At 52.0% G+C, this 17315-nt stretch carries 17 protein-coding genes; 3 read left to right on the top strand and 14 right to left on the bottom strand.

Features of this window, described 5'->3' with window-relative positions; genetic code table 11:
* Nucleotides 1-23: 23 nt before the first annotated feature.
* The 3 genes from rnr (at nt 24) to cysE (ending at nt 4204) form a co-directional block, all read left to right on the top strand.
* On the top strand, nt 24-2477 hold the full coding sequence (gene rnr / locus H8K47_RS06115) for a ribonuclease R (protein WP_186880537.1): 2454 nt from the start codon (nt 24-26) through the stop codon (nt 2475-2477).
* Nucleotides 2478-2622: 145 nt separating this feature from the next.
* Nucleotides 2623-3363 (top strand): 23S rRNA (guanosine(2251)-2'-O)-methyltransferase RlmB, encoded by a 741-nt coding sequence (gene rlmB, locus H8K47_RS06110; RefSeq protein WP_186880536.1) that lies wholly within the window; start codon nt 2623-2625, stop codon nt 3361-3363.
* A 94-nt stretch (nt 3364-3457) separates the two neighbouring features.
* Nucleotides 3458-4204, top strand: a complete 747-nt coding sequence (cysE, locus tag H8K47_RS06105; protein ID WP_186880680.1) for a serine O-acetyltransferase — start codon at nt 3458-3460, stop codon at nt 4202-4204.
* Here cysE and H8K47_RS06100 read toward each other — a convergent pair.
* From H8K47_RS06100 to fliF, 14 genes are all read right to left on the bottom strand, one after another.
* Nucleotides 4201-5691 carry an NAD(P)H-hydrate dehydratase gene (locus H8K47_RS06100; RefSeq protein WP_186880535.1) on the bottom strand — a complete coding sequence of 497 codons (1491 nt, stop codon included), beginning with the start codon at nt 5689-5691 and terminating at the stop codon, nt 4201-4203. The two genes, cysE and H8K47_RS06100, sit on opposite strands and share 4 nt — an antisense overlap.
* A 61-nt stretch (nt 5692-5752) precedes the next feature.
* The gene (fliR, locus tag H8K47_RS06095) at nt 5753-6553 is read right to left on the bottom strand and encodes a flagellar biosynthetic protein FliR (RefSeq protein WP_186880534.1); all 801 of its coding nucleotides are present in this window, start codon (nt 6551-6553) and stop codon (nt 5753-5755) included.
* A 16-nt stretch (nt 6554-6569) separates the two neighbouring features.
* Entirely contained in the window at nt 6570-6839 is a 270-nt protein-coding gene (fliQ, locus tag H8K47_RS06090) for a flagellar biosynthesis protein FliQ (RefSeq protein WP_162020946.1), read from the bottom strand.
* Nucleotides 6840-6847: 8 nt separating this feature from the next.
* The gene (gene fliP / locus H8K47_RS06085; protein ID WP_186880533.1) at nt 6848-7627 is read right to left on the bottom strand and encodes a flagellar type III secretion system pore protein FliP; all 780 of its coding nucleotides are present in this window, start codon (nt 7625-7627) and stop codon (nt 6848-6850) included.
* 6 nt (nt 7628-7633) lie between these two features.
* A complete protein-coding gene (gene fliO, locus H8K47_RS06080) occupies nt 7634-8074 on the bottom strand; it encodes a flagellar biosynthetic protein FliO (RefSeq protein WP_186880532.1) in 441 nt (146 codons plus the stop codon).
* Nucleotides 8074-8505, bottom strand: coding sequence for a flagellar motor switch protein FliN (fliN, locus tag H8K47_RS06075; protein WP_186880531.1), 432 nt, complete (start codon nt 8503-8505; stop codon nt 8074-8076). Before fliN ends, fliO begins: the two co-directional genes overlap by 1 nt.
* Nucleotides 8498-9499, bottom strand: a complete 1002-nt coding sequence (gene fliM / locus H8K47_RS06070; protein ID WP_186880530.1) for a flagellar motor switch protein FliM — start codon at nt 9497-9499, stop codon at nt 8498-8500. Before fliM ends, fliN begins: the two co-directional genes overlap by 8 nt.
* Nucleotides 9500-9504: 5 nt before the next feature.
* Nucleotides 9505-10011 carry a flagellar basal body-associated protein FliL gene (gene fliL / locus H8K47_RS06065; RefSeq protein ID WP_186880529.1) on the bottom strand — a complete coding sequence of 169 codons (507 nt, stop codon included), beginning with the start codon at nt 10009-10011 and terminating at the stop codon, nt 9505-9507.
* Nucleotides 10012-10229: 218 nt separating this feature from the next.
* On the bottom strand, nt 10230-11762 hold the full coding sequence (locus H8K47_RS18315; protein ID WP_230405110.1) for a flagellar hook-length control protein FliK: 1533 nt from the start codon (nt 11760-11762) through the stop codon (nt 10230-10232).
* Nucleotides 11763-11789: 27 nt separating this feature from the next.
* Nucleotides 11790-12227, bottom strand: a complete 438-nt coding sequence (gene fliJ / locus H8K47_RS06055; protein ID WP_186880528.1) for a flagellar export protein FliJ — start codon at nt 12225-12227, stop codon at nt 11790-11792.
* Between the two features lie 33 nt (nt 12228-12260).
* Nucleotides 12261-13640, bottom strand: a complete 1380-nt coding sequence (fliI, locus tag H8K47_RS06050; protein WP_186880527.1) for a flagellar protein export ATPase FliI — start codon at nt 13638-13640, stop codon at nt 12261-12263.
* A gap of 5 nt (nt 13641-13645) precedes the next feature.
* Nucleotides 13646-14338, bottom strand: coding sequence for a FliH/SctL family protein (locus H8K47_RS06045; protein ID WP_186880526.1), 693 nt, complete (start codon nt 14336-14338; stop codon nt 13646-13648).
* The gene (gene fliG, locus H8K47_RS06040) at nt 14331-15326 is read right to left on the bottom strand and encodes a flagellar motor switch protein FliG (protein ID WP_186880525.1); all 996 of its coding nucleotides are present in this window, start codon (nt 15324-15326) and stop codon (nt 14331-14333) included. Before fliG ends, H8K47_RS06045 begins: the two co-directional genes overlap by 8 nt.
* Entirely contained in the window at nt 15319-17052 is a 1734-nt protein-coding gene (fliF, locus tag H8K47_RS06035) for a flagellar basal-body MS-ring/collar protein FliF (protein ID WP_186880524.1), read from the bottom strand. The genes fliG and fliF overlap by 8 nt, the downstream gene beginning before the upstream one ends.
* Nucleotides 17053-17315 lie beyond the last annotated feature (263 nt).

The following is a 17315-nucleotide window of genomic DNA, read 5'->3' as shown; positions in this document are numbered from 1 at the left end:
TTATTTTTAGAAATTCATTACATTTGAATAAACATTTATACCCCATTCCAAGTCGGGAAGAAATTCTCGGTATTCTTCGTACAAGTAAGGCTAAGCTCAGTGCTGAGGCGCTGGCGGATCAACTGCATGTAAAACCAGAGGAGTTCGAGGGCATGACGCGACGACTGAACGCAATGGAACGTGACGGGCAAATCAAACTGGGTAAATCTGGCCAATACACATTGGCGAATCAAGACAGTTTTATTTCGGGAAAAGTCAGTAGTCACCGTGAAGGCTATGGCTTCCTGATTCCTGATGATGGCAGCGAAGACTTATTCCTGCCTGAGCGTGAAATGCAAAAAGTCTTGCATGGTGACCGTGTTATGGCCAAGATCGTTGGTACCGATCGCCGTGGCCGGCTTGAGGGTGGGATCGTTGAAATTACAGAGCGCGCTAATACCCATGTGATTGGCAGATTGCTGCATGAGAATGGCGTATGGGTCGTCGCGCCTGAAGACAAACGCTTTAGTCAGGACATCCTGCTTGCCGCTGCACCAGGCAAAGTAAAAGTCGGACAAGTGGTGAGTGTCGAATTAATCGAACAGCCCACCCGTTATGCGCAAGCGGTAGGGAAAATAGTCGAAGTGCTGGGTGAGATTGATGATCCCGGTATGGAAATCGAGATCGCTGTACGCAAGTTTGGTGTGCCGCATATCTTCTCTGATGCTGCGTTAAAAGTTGCCGCGAAGTTGCCTTCAGAAGTGCTGGCAAAAGACCTGGCAGAACGTGTAGATTTACGCGATGTGCCCTTGGTCACCATCGACGGTGAGGACGCACGTGACTTTGATGATGCTGTGTATTGCGAACCCGTTAAAATCGGCCGCAACAAAGGCTATCGTCTGATCGTTGCGATCGCAGACGTGAGTCACTATGTAAAGCCTAACGATGCGTTGGATCATGATGCGTTGGCGCGTAGCACCTCAGTCTATTTTCCGCGTCGTGTGATTCCTATGCTGCCGGAAAAGCTGTCGAATGGTCTGTGCTCATTGAATCCGGATGTGGATCGCCTGACGCTGGTGTGCGATATGGTCATCACTAAAGAGGGTGAGATTCAGGCATATCAGTTTTACCCGGCAGTGATCCACTCTGCTGCCCGCTTTACTTACACTGAGGTTGCCGCTATCCTCGGGAATACTAAAGGGCCTGAGGCGGCTAAACGGCAGGCACTGGTGCCACATCTGAGTCACTTGTATGAAGTGTTTCAGGCCTTGCTGAAAGCACGTCATGTGCGTGGTGCGATCGATTTTGAAACCACAGAAACCTATATTGTCTGTAATGCTGCGGGCAAGATAGAGAAGATTATTCCGCGTACCAGAAATGACGCGCATAAGCTCATCGAAGAATGCATGCTCGCTGCTAACGTGTGTGCCGCGAATTTGCTGGAAACCTATAAACACCACGGCACTTACCGTATTCATGCCGGACCGACCAAGGAAAAACTGACTCAGGTCAGAAACTTCCTCAAGCAAGTTGGCTTGTTTCTGGGTGGTGGTGATGCACCTAAGGCCAGTGATTATGCGGCTTTGCTGGACAAAGTAAAAGGCAGGCCAGATGCCGCCTTGTTGCAGACGATGCTGTTGCGCTCTATGCAGCAAGCGGTCTACAGTCCGGATAATATCGGCCATTTCGGCTTGTCGTATGAAGCCTATGCCCATTTCACCAGCCCGATCCGGCGCTATCCGGATTTACTCACGCATCGTGCGATCAAGGCCATCCTGCAAGGTAAGACTTACGAGCCTAAAGGAATCGATACAGCCTTGCTAAACACCACCATTTCGAATGCAGCGCGTAAGCAATTGCAGGCGGATAAGGCAGCTGGCAAGCAAAAGGTAGAAAAAGACCCGGGTATCTGGGATATGTTGGGTACCCATTGCTCCGCCAACGAGCGCAGAGCGGATGAGGCTTCGCGTGATGTGGAAGCCTGGCTGAAATGCTATTACATCAAAAATAAACTGGGCGAAGAGTTTATCGGAACCATTTCCGGTGTGACCCAGTTTGGTATCTTTGTTCAGCTCGATGATATTTACATCGAGGGCCTGGTGCATGTCACCGAGCTTGGTACGGATTACTTCCAGTATGATGAGGCGCGCCATGAATTGCGTGGGGAGCGTACCGGTAAGCGCTACCAGTTGATGGATAAGGTCAAAGTTCAGGTCAGCCGGGTTGATCTGGATGCGCGTAAGATAGACCTGAGTATCGTCCAGCCGGGTTCGCAGGCTGGTGTGACAGGTGCGCGTGGCAAGACCAAGTCCGGATCTGCGGCGGATAAATCTGAGCGTCCTTCCAAGGCTAAAGCGGCGTATGCGGCGGAACCGGCAGAGGTGCGTAAATCGCGTTCTGCACCCGCGGGCAGAACGCCTAAAGCCAATCCTGTTGCACGTAAAAAGAAAGCAGCAGTCAGTAAATCTGCGTCTAAATCCTCGCGGAAGCGACGCTAGTGGCAGGGCGCTGCAGTTTGGCACTGAGCCAGGCTGCGCTTCTTGTCTATGTAAAAAAGACTGATGCCTCACATACCGTCAGGTGTCATCGGGATTGTTCTGACCCTATTGGCTTACATCAGTCTTCATTAAGAAAAAAGAGTTTATGAAAAGTAAAATGATTTTCGGCTTTCATGCCGTGACCTCCCGTATTCGCCACGAAGCATCTTCGGTGGAAGAAGTGTATGTCGACGCTGAGCGGCATGATCGCCGTATGAATGATTTGCTGCAGTCTGTGAAGGCAGCTGGTATTCGTATTATTCATGCAGATGATCAGCGTCTCTCTAATATGGTCGGCACCCGTCGCCATCAGGGCGTCGTTGCCAAAGCAGGGGAATTGTCCCTGGCGCGCAATCTGGATGAATTGCTGGATGCGATTGAAGGGCCGCCTTTGTTACTGGTCTTGGATGGCGTAACCGATCCGCACAACCTGGGCGCGTGCCTGCGTGTGGCGGACGGTGTTGGTGCGCATGCAGTGATTGCTCCGAAAGACCGTGCAGTCGGTTTGAACGCGACTGTAGCTAAGGTCGCCAGTGGTGCGGCAGAGACTGTGCCCTACATCACAGTGACGAATCTTGCGCGTACTTTGCGTGAATTGCAGGAGCGTGATATCTGGCTGGTCGGCACTTCGGATGAAGTGGATAAAACCATTTATGACGTTGATATGACGGGCGGTATCGCTCTGGTCATGGGTGCTGAAGGCGAAGGCATGCGTCGCCTGACGCGCGAAACCTGCGACCATCTGGTCAGCATTCCTATGTTGGGCTCGGTCGAAAGTCTGAACGTCTCTGTGGCGTCGGGTGTTTGTCTGTACGAAGCGCGTCGTCAGCGTACGGTCAAAGCCTAAGCATTTGCTCCTGAATAAAGAAAGTCTGCACTGTGCGGACTTTCTCAGGATGCGCTACTATTCCTGCCTGTTTTACTCCAATTTACCCCGTCCCATGTTTAGCCGTTTGCGCGAAGATATCGCCAGTATCATACAAAAAGACCCCGCCGCCCGTAACGCCTGGGATGTGGTGACTTGTTATCCAGGCTTTCAGGCGATACTCATGCATCGCTGGGCGAACTGGTGCTGGCAGCGTGGCTTGAAATGGCTTGCGCGCTTCATCTCACATCTGGCACGTATCCTGACTGGGATAGAGATTCATCCAGGTGCTACGATAGGGCGCCGCGTATTTATTGATCATGGTTTTGGAGTGGTGATCGGTGAGACGGCAGAAGTCGGTGATGACTGTACGATCTATCAGGGTGTGACGCTGGGTGGAACTTCGCTCACGCGTGGAGCCAAGCGTCATCCTACACTGGAGGCTGGCGTCATCGTAGGTGCAGGCGCGAAAGTGCTGGGTAGTTTCACTGTTGGTGCAGGTGCCAAGATCGGTTCTAACTCTGTCGTGGTCAAGCCGGTTCCGGCTGGCGCAACGGCAGTTGGCAATCCCGCGCACATCATCAAGAAAGAGACCGGCTCGGCAGATTCCGGGAGTGCGCAATTATTTGCTGCCTATGGGGTCACGCCAAACAGCGATGATCCTGTGTCCAAGGTATTGCACAAGCTGATCGATCATGCAGTGTCACAACAGGAACAGATCGAACAACTGACCAAGGCCATCGCTTGCGCAGGCATCCGTGTTGATGATATTGCCGAGTGCGAAAAACTCAATCCTGCTCAGATTAACAGCCTGGTCGATTAAATCCCGCCGGCCACTCTGCGGTTCAACAACGAGCGGATGACGGGTAGCAGTTCGCTTGCATGTAATCCTATCGGTCCGCTTCCCGCAGCCACCAGTGCATCGGCTGCGGCACCATGTGCCCAGCACGCAAGTGCAGCGGCTTCGCCCACTTCCATGCCTTGCGCCAGCAAGGCGCCACACAGTCCAGCCAATACATCGCCGGTACCACCCGAAGCAAGTCCAGGATTCCCACTGGAGTTAATCCGGTAATGCCTGTCCTGTGGGTCGCAAAGTAGGCTGCCCGCACCTTTTAAAATGATGTGGCTGCCAAATCGCTGTGCTAATTCTTTAGCTGCCATGGCACGGTTTTGTTGTACCTGTTCAGTACTGAAAGCGAGTAGTCTTGCGGCTTCCAGCGGATGTGGGGTGAGCAGGGTGGCTGCGGTTCTGGTCTTGAGTTGCGCTGCCAACCCTGGTTTCGTCGCCAGCAGGTTCAGTGCATCAGCGTCAATCACTACCGGATAGGGGTGCTGTATCGCGGCGCGTAACAGATCGATGGCCAACTGATCTTGCCCCAGCCCAGGGCCGATCACAACCACCTGCTGATTGAACTCAAATTGCGCAGCATCCCTGCACATAATTTCCGGGTGCAGCATATCTAGCTTGAGTTCTACATCCGGCTGCACCAGGAAAATTCGGCCTGCACCGCCAAACAGCGCAGCTCTGGCAGCCAGCACTCCCGCACCTGCCATGCCTCGCGTGCCACCGATAATGGCCACATCTCCGAAGCTGCCTTTATGGGTATTGGCCTTACGCGATAAGGCATGGCACCCGATTTGCGAAGGATCAGTCAGGCAGGCCACATACTCACTGTGATCCACGGCAGCAAGCTGCAAATCATCCAGCAATACCTGGCCAGCTAGCTGTTTACCGTCAGCAGTATGCAAGCCGGGCTTATTGCCAATCAGGCTTAGAGTGTGCGTGGCAGCGATGCAGCAGCCAGCCTCGCCACCGACAACTGCGCCGGTTTCAGCATGTAAGCCACTGGGTACATCGATAGCCAGTAATGGGCAGCCGGATACTGAGGTGTAATTGTTGATGCGGACTACCAGTTGCGCTGCAGTACCAGTAATGGGCTTATTTAATCCTATACCAAACAGGCCATCGATAATTAACTGATAGGCAGGCTGGCGAATGGAGGAAATGAGTGGTGTATCGGCAGGCAGATGTTGTACCGGGGCGTGTAAGACCTTGTTTAGCGCCAGTTGCGCCTCCGCTGAGCGAGCAGCATCCTCGCCTAAGCGGATCAGATCTGTTGTGTACCCGGCAGCACTGAGCTGAGCTGCTGCTTCCAGCGCGTCACCGCCATTATTGCCGGGGCCGGCGATGAGCAGCACCGGGCCGTGACCGGGCTGAATGAGTGCCAGTGCCTGGCTAAAAATAGCTTTGCCTGCTAATTCCATTAAGGAGGGCAGGTGTTTGTCAAGTTTAGCGCGGTGCTCCAGCATCTGAATTTGCCGGATGCTGAATAATCGATTTGATTGTTGAGGTGTTACCTGCATGATGGTTTTACTTCGGTTTAGGCAGCGGAATGGCTTTATCCCCGCCGTACATCATCACATTCAGACCTTGCTGGAATAGTTTTTCTATCGGCGCTTCCAAATAAGGCATCAGTAAGCTTAACATCAGAAAGCCGACGCCTATTGTAATTGGAAAGCCTATCCCGAAAATATTCAGTTGCGGTGCAGCCCGTGTCAGGATACCCAGTGCGATATTGGTGATGAGCAGGGCAGCAACGATGGGCAGCGATAATTTGAGGCCGGTAATGAAAATCTGTTCACCCCAGATCACCAGGCGGTACATACTGAAGCCTGATTTCAGATCGCTCGAAATAGGTATCGTGCTGAAGCTCTCTACCAGTGCGGACAGCATGGCCAGATGCGCATTCAGCGCCAGGAATAACAAGGTAGCGGTGAGCACCAGAAATTGCGAAATGGCTGAGTTTCGCCCTTGCGTCATGGGATCGAAGAAGCTTGCAAAACCCAGACCCATGGTCATGCCGGCGACTTCGCCGGCCATTTCTATGCCGGCAAAGAGTATGCGTATCACAAAGCCCATCGCCAGCCCGATCACGAATTGCTGCGTCAGTATCAGCATACCGGTTAGTGACAGTGGATCTGCACCCGGCAGTTGGCCGATTGTCGGCGCGACGATCATAGCGAGTGCCACGCCCAGCATCAGCTTAATCTGCATGGGGATAGCATTATTGCCGAATGGCGGGGCCACTGCAATTAAGCCGAGGATGCGTGTCAGCGGCCATAGAAAAGCGGTAATCAGCTCTATCAGTTGCTGACTGGAGAAGTGAATCATCCGCCTTCTCTTCCGGTCAGGCGGCCATGGTGGCGATGCTGGTCAGCATTTCGCGCATGTAATCGAGCAATATCGACAGCATCCAGGGACCAGCCACAATCAGGGTGACAAAGATACCGACCAGTTTAGGAATGAAAGACAAGGTGGTCTCATTGATTTGGGTGGCAGCCTGAAAAATACTGACCACCAGACCGATGGCCAGTGCCACCAGCAGCAGCGGTGCGGACACCATCAGCATGACTTCCATCGCATGCCGACCCATATTCATGACGGTATCTGGAGACATGGCTTCCTCTAGTAAAAACTTTGTGCCAGCGAGCCGATCAGCAGTGCCCAGCCATCAACCAGCACAAACAACATCAGCTTAAACGGCAGTGCGACAATGGATGGGGAGACCATCATCATACCCATCGACATCAGGACACTGGCGACCACCATGTCGATGATCAGGAAGGGGATAAAAATCGCAAAACTGATCTGAAATGCAGTTTTTAATTCACTGGTGACAAAAGCCGGAATCAGCACGCGCAGCGGAACCTGCTCCGGACCTTGTAATTCCGGGATATTAGCCAGTTTCACATATAGCGCCAGATCAGTCTGGCGGGTTTGTTTCAGCATGAACTCTTTGAGTGGTGCTGCACCTTTATCCAAGGCTTCGGACATACTGATTTTGTTTTCGGAATATGGCTGATAGGCGTCGGCATATACCTTGTCCAGCACCGGTCCCATCACAAATAAAGTCAGAAACAAGGCAAGTCCAACCATCACCTGGTTTGGCGGGGCGGACTGGGTGCCCAGTGCCTGGCGCAATAGCGACAATACGATGATGATACGCGTGAAGCTGGTCATCATCAGTAAAGCCGCCGGTAAGAAGCTCAGCGAAGTCAGGAATAGCAGGGTCTGCAGGCTTAGAGCGTAATTTTGTCCGCCACCAGCGGCCGGGGTGGCATTAATTGCTGGCAGGCCGCCACTATTCTGGGCGAATGCCGTGTCTGGAAAAAGTAGCAGGCATGAGAGCGTAAAAATACCCAGAAACAGACTCAGAGTTGGTGCGAGATAGCGTGGCAGTTTCATGCAGATTTATGATTCGGGTGGGCGGGGCGGGGCAGAGGCATCGGTCTCATTTCGCTTTGCGATGGTTTTTTGCAGCCAGCTCTGGAAGGCGCTGCCATCTGCACCGGCCTGTTGTAATAGCTGCTCCTGTCTGGCGACCTGACCCAGCTGATTGATGTTGTGTGCAGTGACACCCAGTATCATCCATTGATCGCCAATCTCAACCACCAGGATGCGTTCGCGTTGGCCAAGATTGAGTCCACCCACGATTTTCAAGGCCAGCCGGTTTTGCTGTCCAACCGGTGTAATGCGTTTAAAGGCCCAGGCAGCAGCGAACATCAGGCCAAGAATAAACAGCAGTGCCAACACGATTTGTAGGAAACCGGTGGTGGGTGTTACCGCCGTATTTTCAGCTGCCAGACTAAGGGTAGGCAGCATCAGTAGCAGGGAAGGGGACAGTTTCTGCATTATTTATTGAGTTTTCTGATGCGCTCAGCAGGCGTCACGATATCGGTCAGACGGATACCAAATTTATCATTGACCACCACTACTTCACCCTGAGCAATCAAGCAGCCGTTGACCAGCACGTCCATTGGTTCTCCGGCCATGCCATCAAGTTCAACCACGGAGCCTTGTGCCAATTGCAGCAGATTTTTAATCGCAATTTTGGTGCGCCCCAGTTCAACCGTAAGCTGTACCGGAATGTCCAGAATGAAGTCGATATCATTGTGGGTTTCTATGGCACTGCTTTTATTACTAAATTCGGTGAAGATGGCGGCACTGGGTTCTGCTTTGGGGGCGGCGCTGGATGCAGCTGCTGCGGCTTCAGCACGCTCCTGTTCTGCAATGGCGGCGCCCCAATCGTCTTCACTGATGGGTGTGTCTGCGCTTTCATCCATGATTTTCTCCTTGTACTACTTCCTGTACGCTGGAGCTAAGCAGCTTTTCCACGCGTAAGGCATATTGACCATTAAAAACACCATATTTACATTCCATGACCGGTGTGCCGTCTACTTTAGCAGAGACTATCTCTGGCACGCTGAGCGGGATCACATCACCGACTTTCATGTTCAGGATGTCGCCCAATGTGACACGGGTCGTACCCAGATCCGCCACCAGTTCGACTTCCGCAATTTGTATCTGCTGCGTCATCAGACGTACCCAGCGCTTATCCACTTCCAGGGTTTCACCTTGCAGGCTGCTGGTCAGTATGTCGCGGATAGGTTCGATGGTGGAATAGGGCATGCAAATATGCATTTCACCACTAACAGGCCCCAGCTCTATTGTGAACGTGGTGGATACCACTACTTCATTCGGGGTCGCGATGTTAGCAAACTGGGTGTTCATTTCTGAACGTATGTATTCAAATTCAATCGGATATACCGGTTCCCATGATTTCGAATACGTCTCAAAAATAATTTCCAGAATACGATGAATTATCCTTTGTTCTGTCTGCGTGAAGTCGCGCCCTTCGACCCTGGTATGAAAGCGGCCATCTCCGCCAAACAGATTGTCGACCAATAAAAATACCAGGCCGGGATCGAGTACTATCAGTGAGGTGCCACGCAAAGGCTTCATGTGCACCAGATTCAGATTGGTTGGCACCACCAGATTACGGATGAATTCACTGTATTTCGACACGCGTACCGTGCCGACGGAAACTTCAGCACTGCGACGTAAAAAATTGAATAAGCCTATGCGTAACAGACGGGCAAAACGTTCATTGATGATCTCCAGCGTCGGCATACGGCCGCGTACAATACGCTCTTGCGTAGCAAGATTGTAAGGACGGACACCGGAGGTGTCCTCCTGAGACAGAGAGTCATCCTGATCTCCCGTGACGCCCTTCAAAAGGGCATCAACTTCTTCCTGGGAGAGAAAATTGTCTGACATGATGCTTATTGAACGACAAATGAAGTGAAGAACACACCGCCAACTTTTTGCGGTTCGCCTTTTGGTGTGAAAGGCTGAGAGGTTTTCTCAACGATTTCTTCCACCAGTTTTTCTTTACCCTCAGTTGAAATGATTTCGCTGGCTTCTTTACTCGACAACAGCAGCAGCAAGCGGCTACGCACTTGCGGCATATTGGCTTTAATCAGATCAGCCTGTTCCTGGCCCTCTACCTGCAGTGTCATGCTAACTTGCAGGTATTTATCGCCTTCATTCGATTGTAAATTGACGGTAAACGGCTCCATCGGCAGGAAAACAGGTGGCTTGGCCACTTCGACTTTGTGTTCTTTTTCTTTGCCGGCTGATTTTTTAGACAAAAAGAAAGCAGCGCCGCCACCTACACCTGCCAGCAAAACGACTGCAGCAGCGATGATAATGATCAGCTTTTTCTTTGATTTGCCGCCAGCAGCGGGTTCACCGTGTTCCGGTGCTGCTTTCGCAGGAGCTTTCGCCATGTTCTTCCTCTCATCTGGCAAGACGTGCCACGATTTTCTCTATTATCCAATATCGCTGGCATGCGCGAACGGTGAAACAAAGGGGAGAAACTGCCTTAGCTCAGGGTTTCTCCAGAGCTTACTCTATGTTGCCGGTCCTGTTATTTGCTTTGTATGCCTGCGTATCGCTTGAGCTTCTTATTTTACCTGTTTCAGAGGCAATATTTCCAGTTTGCTGCTCAGGCGAAAGTATCTACTGCCCCGACATTTGCTCTGGCTCTGCCAACTGTTGTTGCGCTGCGCGTTGTTTCTGCATCATTTCTCATCATTTCCGTGCTGCGACGCAGGCTGTTATCTGAGCGGAAATCGGCATTTGCCTGTTGTTGCCCCTGTCCTTGTCCCTGGCCTGATGCTGACGTTTGGGTCTGCACATTAAATCCCGCTAACTGCATGCCCGCATCATTCATCATGTCGCGTAACTTAGGCATTGAGGCTTCCAGTGCCTGGCCGACTTCTGGCTGGGCTGTAATGAACGTAGCATTGGCCTGATCCTGATTCAGACTGAGGATAATTTTCAATGGTCCCAACTCTGGTGGATTCAAAGTCAGTTCTGCCTGTTGTAAGTTACTCGCAGCCATGCTGATAACATGCTCACCGATGGCCTGGTCCCAGCCTGACTGATGGACTCCGGTTGCAATGGCGACCGGGCGCACGGCCTGTTCAGTTTGCACATAAGCCGCAAATCCTGTGGTGGCTTGTGTCGCTGCCGCTGGGATCGCGGTTGCAGCTTGTTCCTGAGTGTTGCGCAATTGACTGACAAAGGACAGGTGTTCTTCCGATTTTTGTCCTGTTATGCCGGATTGAACTGCTCCTGCCTTGTTGTCGTTCTGTGCCGGATTAAGTTCAGACAAGGCCTTTGTATCTGTCAGTGCCGTTTTTTTTGCTGCCTGCGCTGATTCATCTGCAACTTGATCATTCGCGCTGCCGGAACGCAGCGGGGGCTGTCCCGTTGCGGATGGCACCACTGCCGATCCCAGTGATTGTGTCTGGTTCTGTTTTACAGTGTCGCTGATGTCGGTTCTTAATGCGTGGACAGGAAAGGCAAGGGCAGAAGTGTTACCGGCATCCGGGTTGCCGGGATCCGCGATCAGCTTGTCGGACTCGCGCATTGCTGGTGCAGCGATGTATTCTGGCTGGCCAGGGTCTGCGATCAGCTTACTGTCTTCACGCTTCGCTTGTGCCAGTATCGCGAAATCGTCAGCTTGCTTCGGATCGGCGATCAGCTTTCCGGGCTCCCGCGTCGCGTGTGCCGGTGCCGGCGTGATTGCAGAGTTGGACGCAGAAGAGCCGCTGGCGTCTGAATGTGCGGCGTTGACGAGGTGAGGGATTTCTTTGTTGGCCTGGTCCAGTTGCACGCCAGTCTGCTCTTCACTACCCGGCGTCACTGCAGCGGGTATCAGTTGTTGCAGCAAGCTGGATAAGGCAGCTGTTTGTGCTGTAGGCGTCGTAGCATCTTTTTGCTCATCATCCACGGCCTGTTTCACTTTGGTACTACCTGTCTTATTGTCATTGCTAGTGCGAACCGGGTTTGTCATTGAGGCTGTCTGGGGCGTAGGCGCAGATTTACGCGTTTGTTGATTGACCAATTCCTGTTTGAATTGCTGCTGAAACGTACTGACAGCGGGAGCAGAGTTGCCAGCTGATTTGCTATTGATGCCGGCGACATTCGCGGATAGAAAATCGCTGGCAGGTTTAATAGGCGTGGTTTGCATGATCCGGCTCATTCAAAACTAAAACTTTTATTTGTAAAAATAAGTGCGTGCCGCAAAATCATCGGTCTGTTTCTGGTCACGCTTACTCTCTTTGGCCTGTCTGATGGATGTTGCGCGTTTATCCAGTGTGTTATAAGACAAGCGTTTCTTTTCATTGGCTTGCCAGTTGATTTTCGCCATTTCAATTTTGTGCTCTGCATCTTTAACGACCAGCTTTTGGCCATCGACGGCACTGTCCAGCTTGGCCAAAAAACTCATGAAGTTACCGTACTGCGTAATATTGATGCCGCGCGCACTGGCTTCCCTGAATTTTGCATCGTAATCATCGCGGTATTGCAGCAACAAATTCAGCTTGCTCAATGTGTCTTCATGAGCGCGGATTGCTTTACCCAGCGTTTTCGCTGCCTCATCGGTATCGCGTTCGGCAATTTCAATCAGCGTTTGTAATGGGGACTTTGCTGCCATAATGATTTCAGTATAGTCGCCTCATGCCTGAATTTAAGCGTTAAACAGAGCCTGAAGTCCCGTCAAGCTCTCGGATATGCTGCATTTTTCGAGGATGTTCTGCTGCAAAAATGCGGTAATGTGCGGATGCAGACGTATCGCTTCATCCAGCATAGCATCAGAGCCGGGTGCGTATGCGCCAACACTGATCAGGTCGCGGCTACGCTCATAACGTGAATACATCTGCTTGAGCTTACGTGCCAGTTGCTGATGTTCTGGTGTGGTAATGCTGTGCATGGCGCGGCTGATCGATTGTTCGATATCAATCGCCGGATAATGGCCAGCCTCCGCCAGCGTGCGGTTCAGTACGATATGGCCATCCAAAATCGCGCGGGCCGAGTCTGCTATCGGGTCTTGCTGATCATCGCCTTCAGTCAACACCGTATAAAAGGCGGTAATCGAGCCACCCCCTTCTTTGCCATTGCCTGCGCGTTCGACCAGTACCGGCAGTTTGGCAAAAACAGAAGGCGGATAACCCTTAGTCGCTGGCGGCTCACCGATAGCCAGCGCAATTTCACGTTGGGCCATGGCGTAACGGGTCAGGGAGTCCATAATTAACAAGACGTTATGGCCTTGATCGCGGAAAAACTCTGCAATAGTGGTGGCGTAGGCGGCACCTTGCAAACGTAAGAGCGGCGGCGCATCTGCAGGGGCAGCGACCACAGCAGAACGCGCCAGGCCGTCTTCACCCAGAATTTGTTCAATAAATTCCTTAACCTCGCGACCCCGTTCGCCGATCAGACCAACCACAATTACATCTGCCGTGGTGTAGCGTGCCATCATGCCGAGTAAGACACTTTTACCGACGCCGGAACCCGCAAATAAACCCAACCTTTGTCCGCGGCCGACACTAAGCATGCTGTTAATCGCACGCACACCCACATCCAGCGTGTCGCTGATAGGCGCACGCTCCAACGGGTTGTAAATTCTGGCTCCCAATGGTGCACTGACTTGCGTATTCAGTGGCCCCAACGTGTCCAGCGGACGTCCATTACCATCGACCACACGGCCCAGTAACTGATAGCCGACCGGTAACTGGCGGCTGCGGTCGTTAGGTCTGCGCTGCGCTTGCTGCGCCGGGGATAACACTTCTGCGTAGACTGGTGCGCCTGGTGTGACGCCATCCAGGTCACTGTGTGGCATCAGGAATAAACGATCACCATCAAAGCCCACCACTTCGGCATCAATGTGTGAGCCGTTTGCCAGATGGATAGCGCAGGCGCTGCCCACTGGCAGGCGCAAACCAACGGCCTCCATTACCAGGCCAGTCACTTTAGTGACGCGTCCAGCGACCACCAGATCGTCGGAGGGGCGTATGCCGGACTGGCTGGTTTTCAGCAGTGATTGCCATTCGTGGGTCAGGGTCGCTTCCATCTGTCTCAGTCCGGTGTCTGCAATTGTTCGGTGATGTGTGCACTCAGTTTTTGCCAGCGATTTTCCAGGCTTGCATCAATCACGTTTTGTGGGGTCTCTATCATGCAACCACCACGCGTAATTTGCTCGTCGGGGCAGATACGCCAGCCTATCTGTTGCAAGGCGGGGGTGAGTAATTCCTTTACCTGCGCTGCATCATCAGGATGCACATGGATTTGGGTTGCCTGTTGGCGCGACGGTAGCTGAGCAATCGCATCCTCTGTGATGCGGAGTATGAGTTCAGGGTGCATGTCGATCTGGGTTCTGAGCATGGCTTGTGCCAGATCTAAGGCCAGTGCCAGCAAATCTTTGCCCGTTTCCTTGCCCATGTGTTGCAGCTGTGCGCTGAAGTTTGTAGTGAGCTCTTGCAAATGCTGTAATTCCTGCTGCATTTCAGCACGCGATTCTGCGTAAGCCTGTTCTTTACCATCCAGCAGCCCTTGTTCAAAAGCGCTCTGATACGCGTCCTGATATGCCTCCTGGCGAGCCTGTTGTCGCACGGCCTCCAGCTCTTCCTCTGTCAGCATAGGGGCTAGCGCTGCCTCTACAACAGGGGCAGAAACAGGCTCTAACTCTATTTTTGGATGTTTATCCCCGAACGAAGCCAGCTCCCAGGGGCGGAAGGCGGCCGGATCAAGGTTACGGAAAATACTAGACATAGGCGTCATCGCCTTTTGAGCCCAGCATGATCTGACCTTCGTCAGCCAAGCGGCGTACCACCAGCAGAATTTGTTTCTGTTGTGCTTCGACTTCAGACAAGCGTACTGGTCCTTTGGATTCCAGATCTTCACGCATCATTTCAGCTGCACGGGCCGACATATTACGGAAGATTTTTTCACGCATATCCGGATTGGCACCTTTCAGTGCCACGATCAGCGAGTCGGACTGGACTTCACGCAGCAGCATTTGTATGCCCTTGTCGTCAATATCCATGATGTTATCGAAGACGAACATTTCATCCATGATTTTTTCTGCCATATCGCCATCATATTTGCGCAGATTGTCCATCACGGAGGCTTCGTTTTCACCACTCATGAAGTTGAGAATTTCGGCAGCAGCACGCACACCACCGATGGATTTTTTCTTCAGACTTTCATTGCCAGTCAACAGCTTGGTCAGCACGTCATTGAGTTCACGCAGTGCCGTTGGCTGAATGCCATCGAGGGTCGCGATCCTCAGCACAACATCATTACGCAGACGTTCAGAGAAATTATTCAGAATTTCGCAAGCCTGATCGCTTTCCAGATGCACCAAAATGGTTGCAATAATTTGCGGATGCTCATTCTTGATCAGATCGGCAACGGAAGGGGAGTCCATCCATTTCAGACTTTCAATCCCGCTGGCATCTTTGCCGCCCAGAATGCGGTTAAGCAATGACGATGCCTTATCATCGCCCAAGGCTTTGGTCAGTACGTTGCGGATGTACTCGTCGGAGTCTAATCCGACCGAGGAGCTGACATCGGCTTCGGCTTTAAATTCATCCAATACCTTGGCGATTTTTTCGTGCGGTATAGCGCCTATGGTCGCCATTGCAGCACCAATTTTCTGGACTTCCCGTGGACCGAGAAATTTCATGACTTCCGCTGCGCCATCCTCACCCAGAGCCAGCATGAAGGTCGCTGCTTTCTGTACGCCGTCATCACTCATTATTCACCCACTTTTTAATCACGTTAGCGACGATTCTTGGATCGGATTTAGCCAGTTCACGGGCCAGTTCCAGATTCATCTCATAGATAGTAGCTTGTTTGCCGGCAACTTGCTGTTCCTCTTCACTGGAAAGCTGAACCACAGCACCGTCTTCTTCTGCAGCGGCGGCTTCTTCGGCGATACGCTCTTCCTCGGCAATGCGTTCTGCCTCCTCGGCTTCTGCTTTTGCCTTGGCTTCGGCTTCTTCTTTCTCTTTGTCTTTGCCCATGATTTTGTACAGGATAGGGCGTAAGTAACCAAAGAACAGGTAAGCCATGACTGCGGCAAGCAACAGGTAACGCCCGAGTTCTTTGGCCAACTGGATGTTTTCCGGCTGCTTCCAAAGTGGTGCGTCTATCAGGTTTTCTTTATCCGGACCTACAAACGGGCTATTGGCAACGCTTAAAGTATCTCCGCGTTCTTTGTTGAAGCCCATCGCTTCTCTGGCAAGATCGGTAATTTGTGTTTTTTCAGCATCAGTCAAAGCACGTGGGATGATCTTGCCATTTTTGTCGGTTTCATTTTTGTAGTTGACTACGACTGCAACTGACAGGCGCTTGACGCCACCCATGCCTTGCTGGGTATAACGTATGGTTTTATCGACTTCGTAATTAATGGTCGAATCCTTCTGTACCAAGCCGGATGCAGCAGCCTGACTGCTGGTGGTGCTGCCGCCGGTGACCAGAGGCGCAGTTGCAGGTACCGGAGGCTGGTTAGTCAGTGCACCAGGAACACCGGAAGGATTATTGTTTTTATTGAAGGTTTCGCTGGACTGCTGGCTGCGTATGGTCGAGGCTTCCGGTGGCGAGTTAGGGCGATAGCTTTCCGCTGCCTGCTCGCTTTTCGAGAAGTCGATATCGGCGGTCGCTTCCGCATGCACATTGTTGGCACCAACGATAGGGGCAATGATGGATTCTACCCGCTTGATGATGTTTTGCTGATATTCCTGCACGTATTTGAGTTGTGATGGATCCAGATTGGCGCCTATGCCCTGACGATTCATATCCGAGAGGAGGGTACCGTTCTGATCCACAATGGATACGTTTTTGGTCGATAGTTCCGGGACGCTGCTGGCAACCAGATGCAGAATTGCGCTGACCTGTTGCTGGTCGAGATTACGCCCGGGGTAGAGGTTTAGTAATACTGATGCAGTTGGCTTTTGCTGGTCGCGGATAAAGACGTTTTGCTTAGGAATAGCCAGATGCACGCGTGCTGCCTGCACCGAGGAAACCGCCTGGATAGAGCGTGCCAGTTCCCCTTCCAGCGCGCGTTGGAAATTGACCTGTTCCAAAAACTGAGAAATACCCAGTTTTTGATTTTCCATCAGTTCAAAGCCGACATTGCCACCTTTGGGCAAGCCCTGTGAGGCGAGTTTCAGACGTGCATCATGCACTTGTGCGGCCGGTACCAGGATTGCATTACCGCCGTCTGAATACTTATAGGGTACGTTCATTTGCTGCAGCGATGCCACAATCGCTCCGCCGTCACGGTCATTGAAATTGGAAAACAGTACTTTGTACTCAGGTTGTTGCCCCCACAGCCACAAACCGACCATGATGGCAATGATCAGTGCAGCCCCGCCAGACAACATCGCTATGCGTATGCCCGGGGTTTGCGGGATGCCGAACAGGCGTGGCGGCTCGGCGACGACCTCTTCAGGATTCAACAATGTGTCAGCTGTGGCCATAAATTACTCCAACCGCGGCAAAATCAGTTAATTGTGGGTACATGATACTCGTCAGCTTAAGCGTTATTGGCTGTGGCAAGAGGTGTGCTTCCTGCGCATCAAACCAAGATGGTTTTTCTCTGTTAGCTATTTTGCGTTAACCGACAAAAATTGATGGCCCGAATAAAGGGGATTTTCCCTGCTTACTCTGGCATATGCAGCGGGTGGAAGCTGGTAAGGTATTGCATGGGACATTCTTTTAAAGATACACGCCCAAGCAGTCA

It is taken from the genome of Cognatundibacterium rugosum (genome assembly GCF_014284365.1).
Lineage (GTDB): Bacteria > Pseudomonadota > Gammaproteobacteria > Burkholderiales > Burkholderiaceae_D > Undibacterium > Undibacterium rugosum.
This window is presented reverse-complemented; position numbering and strand designations above follow the sequence as displayed.